This is a genomic window from Vibrio bathopelagicus (assembly GCF_014879975.1).
Taxonomy (GTDB): domain Bacteria; phylum Pseudomonadota; class Gammaproteobacteria; order Enterobacterales; family Vibrionaceae; genus Vibrio; species Vibrio bathopelagicus.
On the sequence record NZ_CP062501.1, the window covers coordinates 1,352,527 to 1,370,869 of the forward strand.

Consider the following 18,343-nt stretch of genomic DNA (forward strand, 5'->3'; position numbering starts at 1 on the left):
CATCCCCCTTACTTCACAACGATGGTGATAGTCGCAACAGGGTTTAACCAACGATGGCTGCTGCTATCGAGGTCACTTATACCTGCAACCGGGTCACTGTCACCAAGGTTGCCTGGGTGAACATGAACTTTGGTATTTGACAGCGCGGTTTCTACACCCGTACCACCAGCACCAAAAGTTATAAAGGGTGGATTAGGCATGCTAGCGGCTAACTCATCATTAGCTTCCGTACCTGCATCGTAACTGTTTAGGTTTGCTTTATAGGTACCGGCTTGGGTTGGGATCTTCCAACTGTCTAGCCCAACAAAACCATCGTTTGTTGGCAGTAACATCGCGCCTAGTGATAAATACGCCAAATCACCCGTATCGATATCAAACGTAGTCGCCACTCCAGGGTTTAGTATTCCGCTTGCTGGGTTTTCTACAACCACACCACCCGCATTGGCGATTAAACTCGACAGGCCAGAAATGTCTCCACCTTCAGCCATCGATTCCAACTCTGCTGAAGCAGCTTCACCGGTTCTAAACATAAACAGATTAGAGTCATGCGCTGCGGCTAAGATAGGTGTGAAGTAGATTCCTTTCGTAGCATTAGTCACCGTCACCTCTAGCTGTGCAGCTTGAACCTGAGCAATACCAAAGGCCAACATAGCAGAGCTAACCACTAAGCTGATTTGAGTTCGTTTATTCATTTTGATTCCATCCTTTATTGAGTCCTATCATGGCCTGCTTATCTATTTATTTGCCCACGAACATCGAACAACGACGTAACGTGTTATAGGAGCAGGTCACAAACTGTGGTGTTCTTGACTCTAAGGATGGCGATCAAATCTATCAGCAACTTCATTGAATTCTCATAAAAGTCTCACAAGTTTATCCAAACTTATTACAACCAAGAAAAGTAACAGTAACGCACTGATATTTATTCGAATAACCATAGCGTCACTAACTGCCTGTGAAGCTATAAAAGAACAGAGTGTGAAGAGAAATGGGACGTAACAAACGCAAAAAGGCCGAATCGATATACCGATTCGGCCTTTGTTCTGGCATGTAGTTTCTCATTCGAAAAGCCGTAATAGGCCTTTACGTAGAGCTAACAGCACAACATCAATTTAGAATGCGTAGTTTGCGTCAATAAGTTCACTAACTTCAACTTTGCTTACTTCAGCGCGAGCTTCAAGCCATTGTGCAACTTGCAGCTGCTCTGCTTCTGTTACTGAACGGTAACGCTCAATAGAGCATAGGAAACCTTCAAACAACTCAAGGCCACCGCCACCAAAGCACAGACCGATGCTATCGATGAAATCGATGAACTCATCAATGAACACATCGTATTGGTCAAAATCAGTAATCGATGTCTTGCAGCTAACTTCAAAACCCAGAATCGCGAATTCACCTAGGTATAACTTCTTGCGCAGGCGGCGATTTTTGTTTTCGATTTTATCTAATTTCATAACTGTCTCTCTCTACGTTTAATAAAGCACTTATACACAGTTCCTCTTCATTTCCCAAGAGTTTTGTATTGCTCATCACGCTTAATCGCAAAAATCGTGCTGCAGAAACAAAACCTTAATCTAATTTATGAAAATACGTCACTTAACTACTTCAGGATGACTCACACATTGACCCAAGTTATTAACCAATCGATTAATAACCGAGCCAGTTGTAAATAACCATAATAATTACAGCCAATAGGAAGCAGTACAGATGAGCAAGGAAACATTTGATAGCACTCGTTTCAATAAGAGTAAAAACAAACCATTCGAAGAAGTACTCGACGCTAACCTATCAAGAAGAAACGTTTTGAAAGGTGGTCTCGGCATCAGTGCAATGACGGCGTTCGGAGCATTTGGACTTTCTGGATGTAACTCTTCTAGTCCTGACACTTCAATCGGTAATGGTTCAGATGTCTCTAGTGCGGTACTAAATTTTGATTCAATTCCGGGCTCACTAACCGATGCTGTCTCAGTTCCACAAGGTTACATGGCACAAGTTTTGGTGCCATGGGGGACACCGCTCAATCCACAAGGTAGTGCATGGAAGGACGACGGCAGTAACACAAGCGAAGAGCAATTGAATGCCTTGGGTATGCACCACGACGGGATGCACTTTTTCCCATTAAATGACAGCAACGTAGACGGCTTGTTGTGTATTAACCATGAGTATATTGATACGAATGCTTTGCACCCTAGCGGGCAAACCATACAAGGTGGCGTCCGTGCTGTTGTTGAAGAAGTACGTAAAGAAATTAATGCCCATGGCGTGTCAGTTGTCCGAATTCAACTGGAAGACAACATGTGGAAATTGGTTGATACCGATCCACTCAACCGCCGCTACACTGGCGCGACTGTAATGGACTTATCTGGCCCAGTCGCGCATACCGCTCTTACTGTAACTCGCTTCTCCCCTGATGGCAGCCAAGCGCGTGGTACATTAAACAACTGTGGTAATGGTTTCACCCCTTGGGGCACTTATCTAACATGTGAAGAGAACTGGCCCGGCTATTTCGTTAATGCCGGCGTTCGAACTGAAGAACAAGACCGCATTGGTATTGACGATAGCAGCACACGCTACTTATGGGAAACATTGGCTGGCAATGCAGAAGAGCGCTTGGATGAATTTACTCGCTTTAACGTAGAGCCTACAGGTACAAGCTCAATAGATGATTACCGTAACGAAGCAAACGGCCATGGTTACATTGTTGAAATAGACCCTTACACTGAGAATGCTCGAGCGAAAAAACGCACTGCGCTTGGTCGTTTCCGTCACGAAGGCTGTACTTTTGGCAAGCTAAAAGCAGGTCAGCCAGTTGTCTTCTACTCAGGTCACGATTCTCGTTTTGAGTACTTGTACAAATTCGAATCGGCTGCTGGTTGGGATCCAACAGATGCTAGCCCATCAAACCGCTTAGCAACTGGCGATAAGTACATGGATGAAGGTACTCTTTACGTGGCGCGCTTCAATGATGACAACTCGGGCACATGGCTGCCATTAACGCTAGATAGCGTAACGTTATCAGGCGGTGTTCTAGCTGATAATTTCAACTCTTTAGCTGAAATTATCTTAAATACAGCTGGAGCAGCCGACCTTGTAGGTGCAACACCAATGGATCGCCCAGAATGGTGTTCAGTGGATCCATACACTGGCTCTGTCTATCTGACTCTTACGAACAACACTGCGCGTACCGATGAAACGAACGCGGCAAATCCACGTTTGAACAACAAGTTTGGTCATGTAATTCGCTGGGATGAAGGTGAAAACGCAACTGACTTCACTTGGGATATTTTCGTATTCGGTTCACCTGCCAACGGCGATGCAGACACCAATCGTTCTAGCCTTACGGATATGAACCAGTTCGCAAGCCCAGATGGATTAGCATTCGATGCTCGTGGCATATTATGGATTCAAACCGATAACGGTGCAGATGAAGTGACGAGTTACACCAACGACCAAATGTTAGCAGTGGTCCCGTCTAAGCTAACAGACGACAATGGTAACAGTGCAGTGATTGATGAAAGCAACCAAGCGCAACTTAAGCGTTTCTTTGTCGGTCCAAATGGATGTGAGGTAACTGGCTTTACGATTAGTCCAGATTACAAATCACTGTTTGTGAACATTCAACACCCTGCAAACTGGCCATCATCAGACGATGCAACGGCTCAAACTCAAGGTAACGTTCGCCCACGAGCATCTACCGTAGTAATTCGCCGCGAAGACGGTGGTGAAATCGCCGTTTAATCAAAGCTCTAAAGCTGGTCTCTTTGATATCGATAGTGATTAAAAGCGGCTCACTCTAAAAGCGTTACAACGAAAAAGAGCGATAAGGTTAAATACCCTATCGCTCTTTTTATATTCTATTCATTCTTCGGTTTAAGTAAGAATCTGAGCCTTCAACACTCATCTTCATCCCAAGTACTCATCATACTCGAGAAGGAGGAACGACTGAGTCGGAATCTCTAACCGTTATCGTTAATCGCAATACCGTTAATCACAGTTAACTCACGAACAACCACACACCAACCCCCATCATCAACGTACCAGCAATACGGTTCATCAGCTTAACGTTATCCGCCTTACCCAACATATGCTTAAGGCTCTTACCGCCTGTCGCGTACAGAGTCATACAAACAAATTCAGAGACAAGGATGATAGACACAAGAATGAACAGCTGAGGCGCTAAGTCGACATTGCTATTAATGAATGGGGGCAATAACGAAACCATGAATGCCCACCCTTTCGGATTAGCAATCGCAGTAACAAAACCTTGAACCACCAAGTCCCAATCATTGCTGACTGTTGTTGTTTGATTATCGGTACTGATCGCTAGCTTGCCTCTTGAACGCCACATTTGAACACCCAAGTAGAACAAGTAACCGGCACCAATAAATTTAAACCCAGTAAACAACCACGGGTAATTAAGCATGATTGATGCAATGCCCAATACAGCGGCAACTGACACAACAGCCACACCAGCAAGTTCACCAATCATCATCCATAATGTTCGCTTATAGCCAATACTCATACCCAACGTTAAAGCTAAGGTCATACACATACCGGGCGTGATTGACACAAAGAAAAACGTGGGAATAAAAGCCCAAAGCAGCGCGCTATCCATATTATTACCTTATCGACTTATTTTTATTTGATGACCGTTGTTTCTACAGCGGATATTGAGCGAAACTGTATCGTAGCTGAACTTTGTAATAACTAAGCTTATTACCACGAGTTTGTAGCGAGACAAAACTGTATTGAATCCTAAACACAAACAACACAAACAAAAAGAGCCACATAAAAGTGGCTCTTCTCGATCACCAATCGTAATTACTTACGACGATTTTGAATTCGCTTCATCATAGTTAAACGACGTTCAGCGCTTGCTTGATCTGGTTTTTCTTCGTTTGCGTTGTTCTTACGACCTTGACGGTTTTTGTAAGCCGACTTCGTGTTCAGCTTCTCGATGTAAGCATCACGTTTCTTAGGCTCATAACCCGGTTGCTCAACACGACGAATGCGTTGTTGAATCAGTTTTTCAACTTGAACAACAGTCAGTTCTTCTTCGCGGTTAACGAAAGAAATCGCGTGACCTTGTTTTCCAGCGCGACCTGTACGGCCAATACGGTGAACATAATCTTCTGCAAGGAAAGGCATGTCGTAGTTAATTACGTGTGGCAAGTCTTCAATATCAAGACCACGAGCTGCAACATCAGTTGCTACCATCACACGAGCTCTACCTTCTTTGAAGTCATCCAATGCACGACGACGAGCGCTTTGCGCTTTATCACCGTGGCAAAGTACCGCTTTAATGCCGTCAAGCTTAAGCTCTTTAACGACATCGTTCGCTGTTTCTTTGTAGTTCACGAACACAAGAACCTGACGCCAGTTTTTACGACCGATCAGCTCAGAAAGTAGCTCTGTTTTACGCTCTTGATCAACTGGGTACACCACGTGACCAACAGTTGCAGCCGTTGAGTTTTCACGCTCAACACTGATACGTTTTGGTTTACGTAGAATATCAACAGACAGTTGGTTTAACTGAGTTGAGGTCGTTGCAGAGAACATCATGATTTGTGGAGAGGTCTCAACATCCAACATGATCTTGCGAACGGCATTGATAAAGCCCATATCAAGGATACGGTCAGCTTCATCAAATACTAAGAATTCTAGGTTAGCAATAGACACGTTACCCGCTTCTAAGTGCTCTTCTAAACGGCCTGGAGTCGCAACCAAAATATCAACACCCAGTTCTAATTGACGAACTTGTGAAGACATCTTGTTACCACCGTAAACCGCTGAAACGCTTAGTTCAGTGTATTTAACGTAGTCTTTGATGTTTTGAGCGATCTGCGCAGCAAGCTCACGAGTTGGAGCAAGAATAAGGCCGCGAGCCGTTCCTCGAGATGCTTTTTTACCGCTGTTCAGTAGATGCTGGATAACAGGCAATGAGAATGCCGCTGTTTTACCCGTACCGGTTTGAGCAGTAGCAAAAATATCATGGCCTTTACGAGCCATTGGAATCGCTTTTTGTTGAATTGGTGTGAGTTTCTCATAACCACACTCAGTCAACGCTTTGACTAATTCAGGAGCAAAACCTTGAGAGGAAAATGACATTGTTACGGGTTCCTTAAGCAGACAGCCTACATTCTTATTTCAGCCGAGCACTATAAAGTAATTAGAGTGATTTATCTCACATTTATCGTGATATAACGCAAACTTTCTCATTTAATCTGGTGTTTACCCCGCCTTCAACGAGGTAAACACCAAGTTCATAGGTTAGAATAGCCAAAACAGGGCTATTTAATACCACACAGCTTAAGCAGAATCTGCTCGAGATCGCCCCAAGGCATTAACTGTGAGTCGATCACTTCCAGTCGAGACTCAAAGCCATCAAGGGAAATTTCATTCACTGACACGACTTGATTCGCCACGTTAAACGCATAGCAACCTTGATCAGTATTCACGACTGCTTTTACACGCTCAGCCGTCAGATCCGACAACATTGAGAACAGCGCATCGAAATCAAACTTATGTTCAGCGCCAAACAACCAACCACAGCTAAAGTAGCCCTGCCCTTTGTTCTCTTTGCGGATAAAAGCTTCGCCCGGAGGAAGTTGGAATTGAGGTTCTTGTTCAGCGTGCTCATGATGGTGCGATTCAATATGAGATGAAGCACTGCCATATACTCTTTCAATGTCCAACACTTCCAATGGCACTTCACCATCGTGAATCAACTTATGGAATACTTTTGCAGGTGTTTGATCGGTCACCCAATCATTGAATGCGTCGATATCTTCAGAATGAACCAAATCTACTTTGGTACCCAAGATCACATCAGCACTGTCTAGCTGGTCATTAAAGTTCTGATTAGATGTGTATTTCTCAATCGACAGATTTCTTGGATCAACCAAGCCTAACGTCGCTTTTAAGTCCACATAGGGTGCGTATTGCTCTGAAGTCAGCGTCGCAATAACCTGCTTTGGATGACCAAGGCCTGTTGGCTCAATCAATAAGCGATCCGGCTTCTGACGCAGTAAGGTATTAATACCTACCGACATGGGAACACCAGCAGTACAACACATGCAGCCACCCGGAACTTCTTTAATCAAAGCACCTTGGTCTGTCATTAATGCGCCATCAATGCCGATTTCACCGAACTCATTAACCAGGACGGCCCAGTTTTCATTCACAGGTTTATTTTTTAGAAGGTTCAAAATAGCGGTCGTCTTACCGACACCTAGAAAACCCGTAATTATGTTTGTAGGAACTTTTTTGATCATATCAGTTCTCCTTTTTTAAGGAGTATATACACAATCACGGATAAATTGACCCCAATCGCTTGTTTATACGGAGAATGACTTAAACCAGAAGTAGTATGGGGGTAACTAGAAAAGGGGGGTAACGAAGAGAAATGAATGCTACAGACGAACTAAAGGCGTACTTATCAGTACGCCTCACTCTCGTTACTCAATCGTGAGTTCGCGAATCAGGAAGCCTTAAATATCGACCTGAACAATTAACGAGAAACTAAAACTTTGTATCTGAATCCATCCAAATTGTGTGTAAAACCTCACGTCTCCTTGCGGTTTGTTATGTTGCTTTACGATTTAACTATGGTTCATTTTTGGGGATATTCAAGGTGCCATCAGAGAATCGATCAAAATTGTGACGGTGATTCCACAATTGCCCATAGATTCCATTTATGTAACACGTATATTCCATAAATGAAATTCAACTTTGCATCTTTGTTGCTATAGGATATGCAGAGGAAGCGTATAATTTACTGAAGTCCCACCTCAACCCATTCAGGAACCTTATCTCAATGACCAGAAGAGAGAAAATTAAGCAGTCCCTATTAGCCAAAATGCCAAGGGACGCTATTAATCAATTTCTCTCAAGAGATAAGACCCCAGCTTCAGTTCTCTTTCTTTCATGCATCGTTGGTGTGCTTGCAGGCGTTGTTGGCACCTATTTCGAAGTCGCGGTTCATTTCATCACAGAAACTCGTACCGATTGGCTGAAAGATGAAATCGGTAGCCACTTACCCCTTTGGCTTGCGGCCTTTCTTATCAGTGCTGCATTTGCCTTCATTGGTTATTTCCTCGTACATCGCTTTGCTCCAGAGGCTGCAGGATCAGGTATTCCTGAAATCGAAGGCGCAATGGATGGCATGCGCCCTGTTCGTTGGTGGAGAGTATTACCAGTAAAATTCTTTGGCGGTATGGGTGCGTTAGGTTCAGGTATGGTGTTAGGCCGTGAAGGGCCAACCGTACAAATGGGTGGCAGTATCGGTCGTATGGTGACTGACATCTTCAGAGTAAAGGATGATGATACTCGACACTCTTTGCTTGCTTCAGGTGCTGCTGGTGGCTTAGCGGCTGCATTCAACGCACCACTCGCTGGGATCATGTTTGTCGTTGAAGAAATGAGACCACAATTTCGCTACTCGCTTATTTCAATTAAAGCCGTCATCATCTCTGCAGTTTCAGCCAACATTGTGTTTCGTTCGATCAATGGCCAGTCTGCTGTTATCACCATGCCCCAGTACCAACCACCTGAACTGGATGCGCTTTGGTTATTCCTATTGTTAGGCGTGTTGTTTGGTCTGTTTGGTGTGGTTTTCAATAAGTTGATTACGGTTTCCCAAGACCTGTTTGTGGCGATCCACAAGAACGACCGTAAACGCTACTTAATGACAGGTACCTTGCTCGGTGGCTGCTTTGGCCTGTTACTTCTTTATATTCCCGAATTGACTGGCGGTGGTATTGGTATTATCCCCAATATCACTAATGGCAGTTACAGCACAAATGTATTGTTATTGATCTTCCTAGGGCGAGTTCTGACGACTCTGCTTTGTTTTGGTTCTGGTGCTCCCGGTGGTATCTTTGCACCGATGCTCGCACTCGGCACGCTCTTTGGTTATGCCTTCGGGCTTATCGCGGCGGCATTCTTTCCTGAACTGAATATTGAACCGGGTATGTTTGCGATTGCAGGTATGGGCGCTTTATTCGCTGCAACCGTACGTGCACCGATTACAGGTATATTGCTGGTTATCGAAATGACAAATAACTATTACCTTATCCTACCGTTGATCATCACTTGCTTGGGTGCGGTAATCATTGCGCAGATGCTTGGTGGTCAGCCAATTTACAGCCAACTGCTGAACCGAACACTTAAAAACGAGAAGTTAAGACAACAAGACCTCCCTCAGCAAGAGGAAGTACGTTAATTACAAATGACTCATGAAACAAAAGCACACATTCAACATGCTTAATGTCCCGATTTCGTATCAAAATCAAAAAAGCAAACGTTAAACTTGGTATCATCCACTCAAAATTAGTTGAATGCCCTCAACATCTATTGATGGTACAGCTACACGCTCTAACTTGAGCAAAAATGCTATTACTCATTGATATTCTATAAGCACCCACATGCTATAAATAACTAAGCTGGAGCAAGTCGTTGAACTGGAGAAGATTAACCCAAGTAAAAAATGTGCCGCCCTCTCAGGCGTCTTTAGCACTTGGTGTAATTGGACTAGGACAAGCTTGGGCATTATATCTCCCAGGGGTTGGTGAGATCATTCGCCCTTACCTTGCTGCTTTCGGTGCGCTGTTATTACTACCCGTTTTACTTCGTTATCTCACCAGCTTTAATACCTTCATCAATGATATTCGCCATCCACTAAGCGGAAGCTTAATGGCGCCGATGAGCATGGCGCTGCTGATTCTGTGTGACTATCTCGCCGAGATATCGCCAATAATCGCCTACCCAATTTGGTTCTGCGCGTTATTGCTGCATTTTACTATGATGGTGTTGTTCTTCGGTTTTCAGATCATCCATTTCAAAACGTCGAACATTGTTCCAAGTTGGTTCTTGTATCCAGTAGGCTTGATCAGTAGTTCATTAGCGGGGACTCAGTTTGGCCACACGGTCTTTTCAGAAACACTGGCAGCTACGTGTATAGGCATCTATTTCTTTATGCTTCCCGTAGTGCTATACCGCTTGGTTTTTGAAGGGAATTTACCCCGTAGAGCCAGACCAACATTGGCAATCATGGCCGCACCAGTAAATTTGTCCTTAGCCGCTTACTTGGTCAACTTTGATAATCCAGACCCGATCCTGACGGGTGCTTTAGCAGGTATCGCCATCACCATGACCCTGCTGATTTACCTCTGTTACATCCGCTTGATGCGCTTAAAGTTCCAACCTTCAATTGCTGCGGTTACCTTCCCATCGGTGATCAGCGCCATTGCCATGCACCGCTTAACCACCTTTTTCGGTGCTGAATACCCACAGTGGTACTGGCTACACAAGTTTGGCTTCTTCGAGTTGACCATCGCGACTATCTTGGTGATTTGGGTTGCTGGCGGCTATGTGAAAATGTACTGGCCTGAGTTTTTTGATTCTGATTACATGTCCAAAAAGGTTAAGCGTTCTTAAGTCGAACGCCAAAAGATCTTACCTTAATCACCCCTTCTCCAATATCCGACTATCTCTTGCCGGATAAACCAAACGAAAAAAGGCCTCACAATGTGAGACCTGTGAATAGGCAAGGTTGTTAATCGATCAGGCGAGTACGATTCTTAGAAGTTAGCGTGTGGGCCAAATACTTCGTAATGTACGCGTGAGCGATCCACTTTAAGCGCGTCTAACTGCTCTACGATATTCTTCATAAAGCCAACAGGGCCACAGATGTAGAAGTCACTCTCTTCAAAACCGTTAGTATCAGAGATTGACGCTAGATCCATTTGACCTTCATGTGTGTTCTCACATGCAGACTCGTCTTTGTTCATGTACCACGTTTTCGCAGACCAACCGTTGTCGGCAACAATATCTTTCACGCGCGTCGTGAAAGAGTGTTGACCTACGTTTTCACAAGCGTGAAGATAAATAACTGGTTCGTTTTTCTGCTCGTTGTTCAAGAACTCAAGCATAGACTGCATTGGCGTTACACCAACACCTGCAGAGATAAGCGTTACTGGCTTGCTGCGCTCTTGGTACATAAAGTCACCTGCTGGTGCGTATAAGCTAACTTCATCACCGATAGCAACGGTATCGTGCATGTGGTTAGAAACAACACCTTGCGTTTCTTGACCTTGGCCTTCGCGCTTCACAGAGATACGGTAGTATTTTCCGTTCGGCTTGTCTGACAATGAATACTGACGAATTTCGCTGTATTGTGCACCTTCAGGTTTCACTTCAATACCGATGTATTGACCTGGTGTGTAATCCAGAACTTCACCGCCATCTTTCGGCTCTAGGATGAAGCTAGTAACCAGTGCTGACTCTTCAATCTTGTTTGCGATAACAAACGTACGTGCCGCTTCCCAGCCACCAACAGCTTGCTTACGCTGCAGGTAAAGCTCTGCTTCACGGTCGATGAACACTTGCGCTAAGAATAGGTAAGCTGCTGTCCATGCTTCTTCTACTTCTGGCGTAAACGCATCCGTCGCTAATTCACGTAGCGTTTCAATCAGGTGAAGACCAACGATTTGGTAATGCTCTGGCTGAATATTAAAGCTTGTGTGTTTCTGTGCGATACGCTCAACCGCTGAGGTTAGCGCCGCTAGATTTTCGATGTTTTTTGCATAAGCCGCGATAGCTTCAAACAGTGCCACACCTTGGCGACCTGTTCTTTGGTGAGTCATATTGAAGATATCTTTCAACTCAGGATTATGTTTAAACATACGTTGATAGAAGTGTTGAGTTAAAGCAGGGCCTGCGCTTTCTAAAAGAGGAATCGTCGATTTGATGATGTTGATATGTAGATTGTTTAGCATTGATTTACTCCGAACACTTAGTCTTTTGACCGTTGATGTCAATTTGACCAGTTTTATTTAAAGGTGACTTTATACCAATTCTTTCTCAATGAGCTCTATGGCTCCATTTTGTTATGAGAATCACGTGGACTGATAAATTCGCATTAATTGATTCAAATCAACAATAGGTCAGATATTCAGTCATATAGACAACACGTAATGGACACATTGCACAAACGGTGCCAACATGCGAAAGCTTGCTGTGTCTGGCATCCTTTCAAAAATTCACTTCAAACTTTAGTCAAAAAGACCTTTTTTTTGTGTCATAAAGACTCTACCATGTATAAAAATACAAACAGTATGAGCCCTTTATGCAAGATATCTCAGCATCCACTCTTATGGAAATGACCATCGGTCTCGCTAGCGGTGTGAACGACCAAGACCGTTTCAATCGCTTAATCGATGCTATTCGCAAAACCATCACGTGTGATTGTGTCGCGCTTTTAAGCCTTCAAGGCGACACGCTAGTACCCATCGCAATGCAAGGGCTCAGTCGAGATACATTCGGTCGTCGCTTTATCATTTCAGAACACCCTCGCTTTGAAGAGATCTGCGCGTCTCGTTCTCCTGTTCGTTTTGATTCAGACAGTTCCCTACCCGACCCTTTCGATGGTTTGCTTATTGACCACGACGGCGATCTACCGATGCATGCTTGTATGGGTCTTCCACTGTTATTTGGTGAGAAGCTACTGGGGATCCTGACGTTAGACAGCCTAAAGCCTGATGTCTTTGCGAATATCCCTGCCCGTAATCTCGAAGTACTAGCAGCCATTGCAGCATCAACCATGCAGATGGCACTGACGTTCTCGCAATTAGAGCATCAAGCAAAACAATCAAAACAACTGTTAGAAGAGTTAAACGTTGAAGCGTGGGAACGCGATGGCGGCGAACTGATAGGTAAAAGCGATACCATGGTTGCGCTTAAGAATGACATTGCGATTGTCGCGCCTTCAGAGTTCAATATTCTGATTCACGGTGATACAGGTGTAGGTAAAGAGTTAGTGGCTCGTACTCTGCATCATCAATCACAGCGTAAACGCAATCCGCTTGTGTATGTTAACTGTGCGGCGATTCCTGAAAACTTAGTCGAGAGTGAACTATTTGGTCACGTTCGTGGTGCATTTACTGGCGCAGATAAAAATCGTCTTGGTAAATTTGCTTTAGCAGACGGCGGCACCCTGTTCCTAGATGAAATAGGTGAACTGCCTTTAGCTGCGCAAAGTAAGCTGCTACGTGCACTGCAAAACAACGAAATCCAACCAGTAGGTCAAGACAACATTCAAACCATTGATGTTCGTGTATTGGCTGCGACCAACCGAGATTTAAAACAAGAAGTCGAAGATGGCCGATTTAGAGCCGACTTGTACCACCGACTCAGTGTTTACCCTATCGCGGTGCCTGCGCTTAAAGATCGTGGTGACGACATCAGCTTGCTAGCGGGCTTCTTCCTTGAACAAGCTCGCCGTAAGCTTGGTATCAACCAAGTTAAGTTCCGTTCTGATGTGCTTGTATTCCTGAACCGTTATGGCTGGCCAGGTAATGTACGTGAGCTTGAACACGTGATTAGCCGTTCAGCACTCAAAGCGCTGGCTCGTAGCACCAACAAAAACCTCGTGACGATCACCAAGGAAGATTGTGGTCCACTAGACCAAGATCAGCCTATCGCAACGACACAAGTGAAAACCACGCCATTATCAACACCTACTATTGACCTGACTGCAGGGTTACGTGGTGCAACGGATGATTTCCAGCGTACGATAATCACAGAAGTGTTGGAAGATGCGAATTTTAACTGGGCACAAGCAGGACGAATTCTGAAAACAGACCGTGCAAACCTGACCCGACTATCAAAACGTTTGGGGTTAAATGTGGCTAAGTCTCACACGATCGAACGGACAAAATAGATATTAGCCGTTTGTTGCGAGCATCTGACAAAACTTGTGTATATAATGCTGCAAATTGTAACGCTAATTTTAAATATGTAGAGAGAGTTATGAAGTTTATCCGTTGGTTCTTAGGTCGCGTCATTTTGCTATTGAATTTTGTTTTCAGCCCTCGCGGTGTGAAACGTTCTCAAGAAGAACAAAGCCAAGTGAATGAGCAAGCAAAAACGCACACGTTATACCAATTCGAAGCGTGCCCATTTTGTGTAAAAGTGCGCCGCGCGATGAAACGTCAATCGGTTCAGTTTGAACTTCGTGATGCAAAAAACAACGAACAGCACCGTGCAGAGCTTGAAGTTGGTGGCGGTCGTGTGAAAGTGCCTTGCCTACGTATTGAGAAAGACGGTAAAACTGAGTGGATGTATGAGTCTTCAGACATCGTCACTTACCTAGAAAAGCAATTCGCATAAGCTGACAAGGTTCAGCGAAAGTCAGATACAAAAAATCCCTCTTATGTGAGGGATTTTTTATGTCTGTTATCTATGCCTGTTTGCTTTATCGGCTTTTACTTTTACTTTCAAAACTAGAGCACAAGCACAAACTGTTATTTAGCGACAATCAGCATGAGTTCAACACGGCGATTACACGCTTTACCTTGCAAAGACGCATTGGTGCACGCAGGAACATATTCCCCGAAGCCACGAGTATAGATAGAACGGCTAGAAACGTAGTTACTCTCTAATCGAGCTTTCACTTCTTTTGCACGCTGCTCTGATAGAGGATCATTGATTTGATCAGAACCTGTATTATCGGTGTGCCCTTCAATCACAACATCGATATCTTGGCGCTGAGAAAGATAGCTGCCCAACGTATCTAACCATTGATTGTATGCCGGTTCAGGGAATGCAGAGCCTGTTTTAAAGTTCACATGTTGCTCAAGCTTTACCATCACATGGTTACCCGGCAGAACTTCAAAATCGATACGGTTTTGTCTGAGGAAAACTTCTAGCGGATCATTGGTTGATACGCCACGACCGTAGTTGGTAGTAATGGTTGTCTGCTGACGAGTATTGCTCTGCATTGAATAGCCGCGATTGCTTGCTACATGTGTAGTCTGAACCACGCCCCATTCTGGGTGCATAAGGTCGTAATCAGTTTGTGGTGCTGTCTCTAGCATATCACCGCCAAGTAAATCAGTTGGTGACGTGGTTTCACACCCAGCCAAAGCTATGCTTAACATTATTGCTAAATATCTCATTACTTCACCAACCACTCATGCAGATAAACCATTCACTAATGTCTATATCGGCACCGAGAGAAAAACTTTAGGCAAAAACTTTAGACGAAAAAAACACATCCAAAAAAAGTGCTTTTGATCACAGTTAACCGTCAACTAGCCTGTCATCACCCGCTAGTTCGAACTGTTTGCATTTATTTACCTTATAATTGTTTTCCAATTCTTACTAAATAGTTAGAATCTCACGACTTCTCAACGCTAGAGCAAACATTATGTTTAAACCATTTACTAAATTCATTACAGCAATCGCAGCCGTGCTTATTATCGCGGGCTGTAGTGAAACTGATGAGCCACAACAAGGTGTTCAATATGAAGCACTTCCAGCGGCTTTGACTGAATTTAACTTATCTCCGATCACTGAAATCTTCTCTCTTAATTGTGGTCACTGCCGTCAAATGGAAAGTTCAATTCCAGAGATTGAGTCACTGACTGACCAAAAGATTGGCAAAGTTCATGTGACTTTCAATGAAAGCGCTCAAATCAGCGCGATGATCTACTACACAGCGGTAATGCAGCTTGACGCAACGCCTGACCACGCTTTCATGGATGACCTATTCGGTGCGGTTCAAATGGGTGCAGATGCGACTCCTGAGCAACGTCAACAAGCCCTAGAGACTGCGTTCACTTCTCGCGGTCTGGTTAGCCCATACCAACTGAACAAAGAACAGCAAGTAGCGCTTTTTGACTTTATCAAAAAAGCAGAAGAGATTTCTGTAAAAGGCCAAATCAACTCGGTACCGACTTTTATCATCAATGGTAAGTACCAAGTCCTAACTGCAGGCCACCAAGATGTTCAAGGTATCGCAAAAACAATCAACTACCTTTTGACTCAGCCGTAACGGCTTTTCTCTATAAAGAATCAACAATAAATAGGTTTTACTATGTCTAAATTTATCATCCCGGTCATTGTCTTCATCTTGGCTGGTTTCATGATCTACCGTACTTGGATGAATCATAAATCTGGTGACGAAAACTTCGAGCAAGGCCAACAGTTCCTTATCGAAAACGGCACTAAAGAAGGTGTTGTAACGACTGAAAGTGGTCTTCAATACCTAGTTCTTGAAGAAGGTACTGGTACAGAGCACCCAACAAAGAACAGCAAAGTAACGGTTCACTACCACGGTACTTTGCTTGATGGCACAGTTTTCGATAGCTCTGTTGAGCGCGGCGAGCCAATCTCATTTGCTCTTAAGCAAGTAATCAAAGGCTGGCAAGAAGGTTTGACTTACATGGTTGAAGGCCAAAAAGTTCGCCTGTTTATCCCGAGTCAATTGGCTTACGGTAAAGGCGGTTCAGGCCCTATCCCACCATCAGCGACACTGATTTTTGATGTTGAGTTAATTTCTATCAAATAATCCAATCGCGATTAAGTAATTAAATAGCGATTAAGTAACAAGTGCATTGAATGGAGCCCTAACATACAAACATGTTAGGGCTTTTTATATCTGAACGCTTGAATGGTTGAATCCCATTTAGTCACGACAAGATTATACCTTCAAAACCGCTCACTAGACGACTGGTCTAATTTGAATTATAGTATTGCCCATGAACGAAAAAACGAATGATACACGCCTGCATGTTTTAGATGTTGGTTACCAATTAATAGTGAACAACGGCTTTACGGGCGTTGGCTTGTCGCAATTACTTAAAGAAGCGGACGTGCCGAAAGGGTCGTTTTACCACTACTTTAAATCGAAAGAGCAATTTGGCGAGGCTCTGATCCAGCACTATTTTGAGAATTACATCAACCGCGTTGAAACTCTTTTAGTTCACGGTGAAGGCAACCATTACCAAAGAATCATCGGTTATTTCTCTCGATGGGCACAGATTGAAAACGGCACGTGTAACGCTCATAAATGCTTAGTGGTTAAGCTCAGCGCTGAAGTTTCTGATCTTTCTGATCCTATGCGCCAAGCCTTACTTAAAGGGGCTGAAAAAGTGACATCTACGATACAACACTGTATTGCTGGTGGTATTGACGATGGCTCCATCAAGGTTAAAGACAGCCAACAAGCCGCGCAGAATCTATATTCAATGTGGTTGGGTGCGAGTTTGTTGAGCAAGCTAAGCCAAAGTTCACATAGCTTAGAATCAGCGCTCTCTCTTACCGAACAAATTTTAAAGGGTGAAAGCCACTAACGCGCACCGCGCCTTATTCGCTTTTACTCACTTCAACTTGCTTTAAATTAAAACGAATCACCCGCCCTCTTATCAATTTGATGACGGCGGGATTTTTAGACAACAAGACTAGACGACCGGTCTAATTCTAAATAGACATAATATAAAATTAAGGACATCCAATGACCCAACAAGACAATCGCCGCATCGTATTGGCTTCTCGCCCAGTTGGCGCACCGACTCAAGACAACTTCCGTTTAGAGACAGTAGCCGCACCAACAATTAAAGACGGCGAGATGTTACTGCGCTCAATTTACCTTTCTCTCGACCCTTACATGCGTGGCCGAATGAGCGATGCGAAATCTTACGCTGATCCCGTCGCTATCGATGAAGTGATGGTAGGTGCGACCGTTTGTCAGGTTGAAGAATCAAACAACGCTGATTTTGAGGTTGGTGAATGGGTACTGGCTTACACAGGTTGGCAAGATTTTGGTGTGTCTAACGGTGAAGGCCTTATTAAACTAGGCAAGCAGCCAACTCACCCTTCTTACGCACTTGGCATCATGGGTATGCCGGGCTTTACCGCATACATGGGCTTGCTAGATATCGGTCAACCGAAAGAAGGCGACACTTTAGTTGTAGCAGCAGCAACAGGCCCAGTAGGTGCAACTGTTGGCCAAATCGGTAAGCTAAAAGGCTGTCGTGTAATCGGCGTTGCGGGCGGTCAAGAGAAGTGTCAGTACGCAAAAGACGTACTTGGCTTTGATGAATGTATCGACCACAAAGCGGATGATTTCGCAGACCAGCTGGCTAAAGCGTGTGACAACGGTATAGACGTTTACTTTGAAAACGTTGGCGGTAAGGTATTCGACGCAGTAATGCCTCTGCTTAACACAGGTGCTCGTATTCCTGTGTGTGGCCTTATCTCTCAGTACAATGCAACATCACTTCCTGAAGGTCCAGATCGTATGTCTAGCCTTATGGGCACTCTTCTGGTCAAGCGTATTAAGATGCAAGGTTTCATTATCTTTGATGACTACGCACACCGTTACAACGAGTTTGCTGTTCAAATGACTGAATGGTTGTCTCAAGGCAAGATGCATTACCGTGAGCATCTAATTGAAGGTCTAGACGAAGCACCACAAGCATTCATGGGTCTATTAGAAGGCCAGAACTTCGGTAAGCTCGTTATCAAAACTAACGAAGCAAAATAGCTCAATCAGCTGAAA

General features: G+C 44.2%; 16 protein-coding genes. 9 read left to right on the top strand and 7 right to left on the bottom strand.

The annotated features are described in order from the left end of the window. Nucleotides 1–8 precede the first annotated feature (8 nt). The gene (locus IHV80_RS22250; RefSeq protein WP_192891004.1) at nt 9–692 is read right to left on the bottom strand and encodes a spondin domain-containing protein; all 684 of its coding nucleotides are present in this window, start codon (nt 690–692) and stop codon (nt 9–11) included. Between the two features lie 420 nt (nt 693–1,112). Beyond that, nucleotides 1,113–1,454 carry a YggL 50S ribosome-binding family protein gene (locus IHV80_RS22255; RefSeq protein ID WP_017062629.1) on the bottom strand — a complete coding sequence of 114 codons (342 nt, stop codon included), beginning with the start codon at nt 1,452–1,454 and terminating at the stop codon, nt 1,113–1,115. A 253-nt stretch (nt 1,455–1,707) separates the two neighbouring features. Between IHV80_RS22255 and IHV80_RS22260 the strand changes: the two genes are divergently transcribed. Next, entirely contained in the window at nt 1,708–3,738 is a 2,031-nt protein-coding gene (locus IHV80_RS22260; RefSeq protein WP_192891005.1) for a PhoX family protein, read from the top strand. A gap of 256 nt (nt 3,739–3,994) precedes the next feature. Here IHV80_RS22260 and IHV80_RS22265 read toward each other — a convergent pair whose 3' ends face one another. The 3 genes from IHV80_RS22265 to IHV80_RS22275 all read right to left on the bottom strand — a co-directional run bounded on the left by IHV80_RS22265 (nt 3,995) and on the right by IHV80_RS22275 (nt 7,274). Further along, complete coding sequence (locus IHV80_RS22265; RefSeq protein WP_192891006.1) at nt 3,995–4,615, bottom strand: LysE family translocator; 621 nt, start codon at nt 4,613–4,615, stop codon at nt 3,995–3,997. A 206-nt stretch (nt 4,616–4,821) separates the two neighbouring features. Further along, entirely contained in the window at nt 4,822–6,108 is a 1,287-nt protein-coding gene (locus IHV80_RS22270; protein ID WP_017109515.1) for a DEAD/DEAH box helicase, read from the bottom strand. A gap of 182 nt (nt 6,109–6,290) precedes the next feature. Beyond that, on the bottom strand, nt 6,291–7,274 hold the full coding sequence (locus IHV80_RS22275) for a CobW family GTP-binding protein (RefSeq protein ID WP_192891007.1): 984 nt from the start codon (nt 7,272–7,274) through the stop codon (nt 6,291–6,293). 542 nt (nt 7,275–7,816) lie between these two features. On the opposite strand from IHV80_RS22275, the gene clcA reads away from it, so the two are divergent. Together clcA and IHV80_RS22285 are read left to right on the top strand one after the other, a co-directional pair. Continuing rightward, nucleotides 7,817–9,223 carry a H(+)/Cl(-) exchange transporter ClcA gene (clcA, locus tag IHV80_RS22280; protein WP_192891008.1) on the top strand — a complete coding sequence of 469 codons (1,407 nt, stop codon included), beginning with the start codon at nt 7,817–7,819 and terminating at the stop codon, nt 9,221–9,223. A gap of 233 nt (nt 9,224–9,456) precedes the next feature. Next, nucleotides 9,457–10,437, top strand: coding sequence for a TDT family transporter (locus tag IHV80_RS22285; protein ID WP_192891009.1), 981 nt, complete (start codon nt 9,457–9,459; stop codon nt 10,435–10,437). A 143-nt stretch (nt 10,438–10,580) separates the two neighbouring features. On the opposite strand, the gene hmpA is transcribed toward IHV80_RS22285, so the two are convergent. Further along, a complete protein-coding gene (hmpA, locus tag IHV80_RS22290) occupies nt 10,581–11,777 on the bottom strand; it encodes an NO-inducible flavohemoprotein (protein ID WP_192891010.1) in 1,197 nt (398 codons plus the stop codon). A 350-nt stretch (nt 11,778–12,127) separates the two neighbouring features. Between hmpA and norR the strand changes: the two genes are divergently transcribed. Both norR and IHV80_RS22300 read left to right on the top strand, forming a co-directional pair. Next, entirely contained in the window at nt 12,128–13,720 is a 1,593-nt protein-coding gene (norR, locus tag IHV80_RS22295; RefSeq protein WP_102435711.1) for a nitric oxide reductase transcriptional regulator NorR, read from the top strand. 89 nt (nt 13,721–13,809) lie between these two features. After that, a complete protein-coding gene (locus tag IHV80_RS22300) occupies nt 13,810–14,169 on the top strand; it encodes a glutaredoxin family protein (RefSeq protein ID WP_192891011.1) in 360 nt (119 codons plus the stop codon). Nucleotides 14,170–14,303: 134 nt separating this feature from the next. Here the strand turns inward: IHV80_RS22300 and IHV80_RS22305 are convergent, their stop codons facing one another. After that, nucleotides 14,304–14,939 (bottom strand): OmpA family protein, encoded by a 636-nt coding sequence (locus IHV80_RS22305; protein ID WP_192892202.1) that lies wholly within the window; start codon nt 14,937–14,939, stop codon nt 14,304–14,306. Between the two features lie 269 nt (nt 14,940–15,208). On the opposite strand from IHV80_RS22305, the gene IHV80_RS22310 reads away from it, so the two are divergent. From IHV80_RS22310 to IHV80_RS22325, 4 genes are all read left to right on the top strand, one after another. Then, nucleotides 15,209–15,835, top strand: coding sequence for a thioredoxin domain-containing protein (locus tag IHV80_RS22310; protein ID WP_192891012.1), 627 nt, complete (start codon nt 15,209–15,211; stop codon nt 15,833–15,835). A gap of 42 nt (nt 15,836–15,877) precedes the next feature. Then, nucleotides 15,878–16,351, top strand: a complete 474-nt coding sequence (locus IHV80_RS22315; protein WP_102473561.1) for an FKBP-type peptidyl-prolyl cis-trans isomerase — start codon at nt 15,878–15,880, stop codon at nt 16,349–16,351. Between the two features lie 190 nt (nt 16,352–16,541). Next, nucleotides 16,542–17,135: a TetR/AcrR family transcriptional regulator gene (locus IHV80_RS22320; RefSeq protein ID WP_192891013.1), complete on the top strand. Its 594-nt coding sequence runs from the start codon at nt 16,542–16,544 to the stop codon at nt 17,133–17,135. A gap of 161 nt (nt 17,136–17,296) precedes the next feature. Further along, nucleotides 17,297–18,328: an NADP-dependent oxidoreductase gene (locus tag IHV80_RS22325; RefSeq protein ID WP_192891014.1), complete on the top strand. Its 1,032-nt coding sequence runs from the start codon at nt 17,297–17,299 to the stop codon at nt 18,326–18,328. Nucleotides 18,329–18,343: the final 15 nt, after the last annotated feature.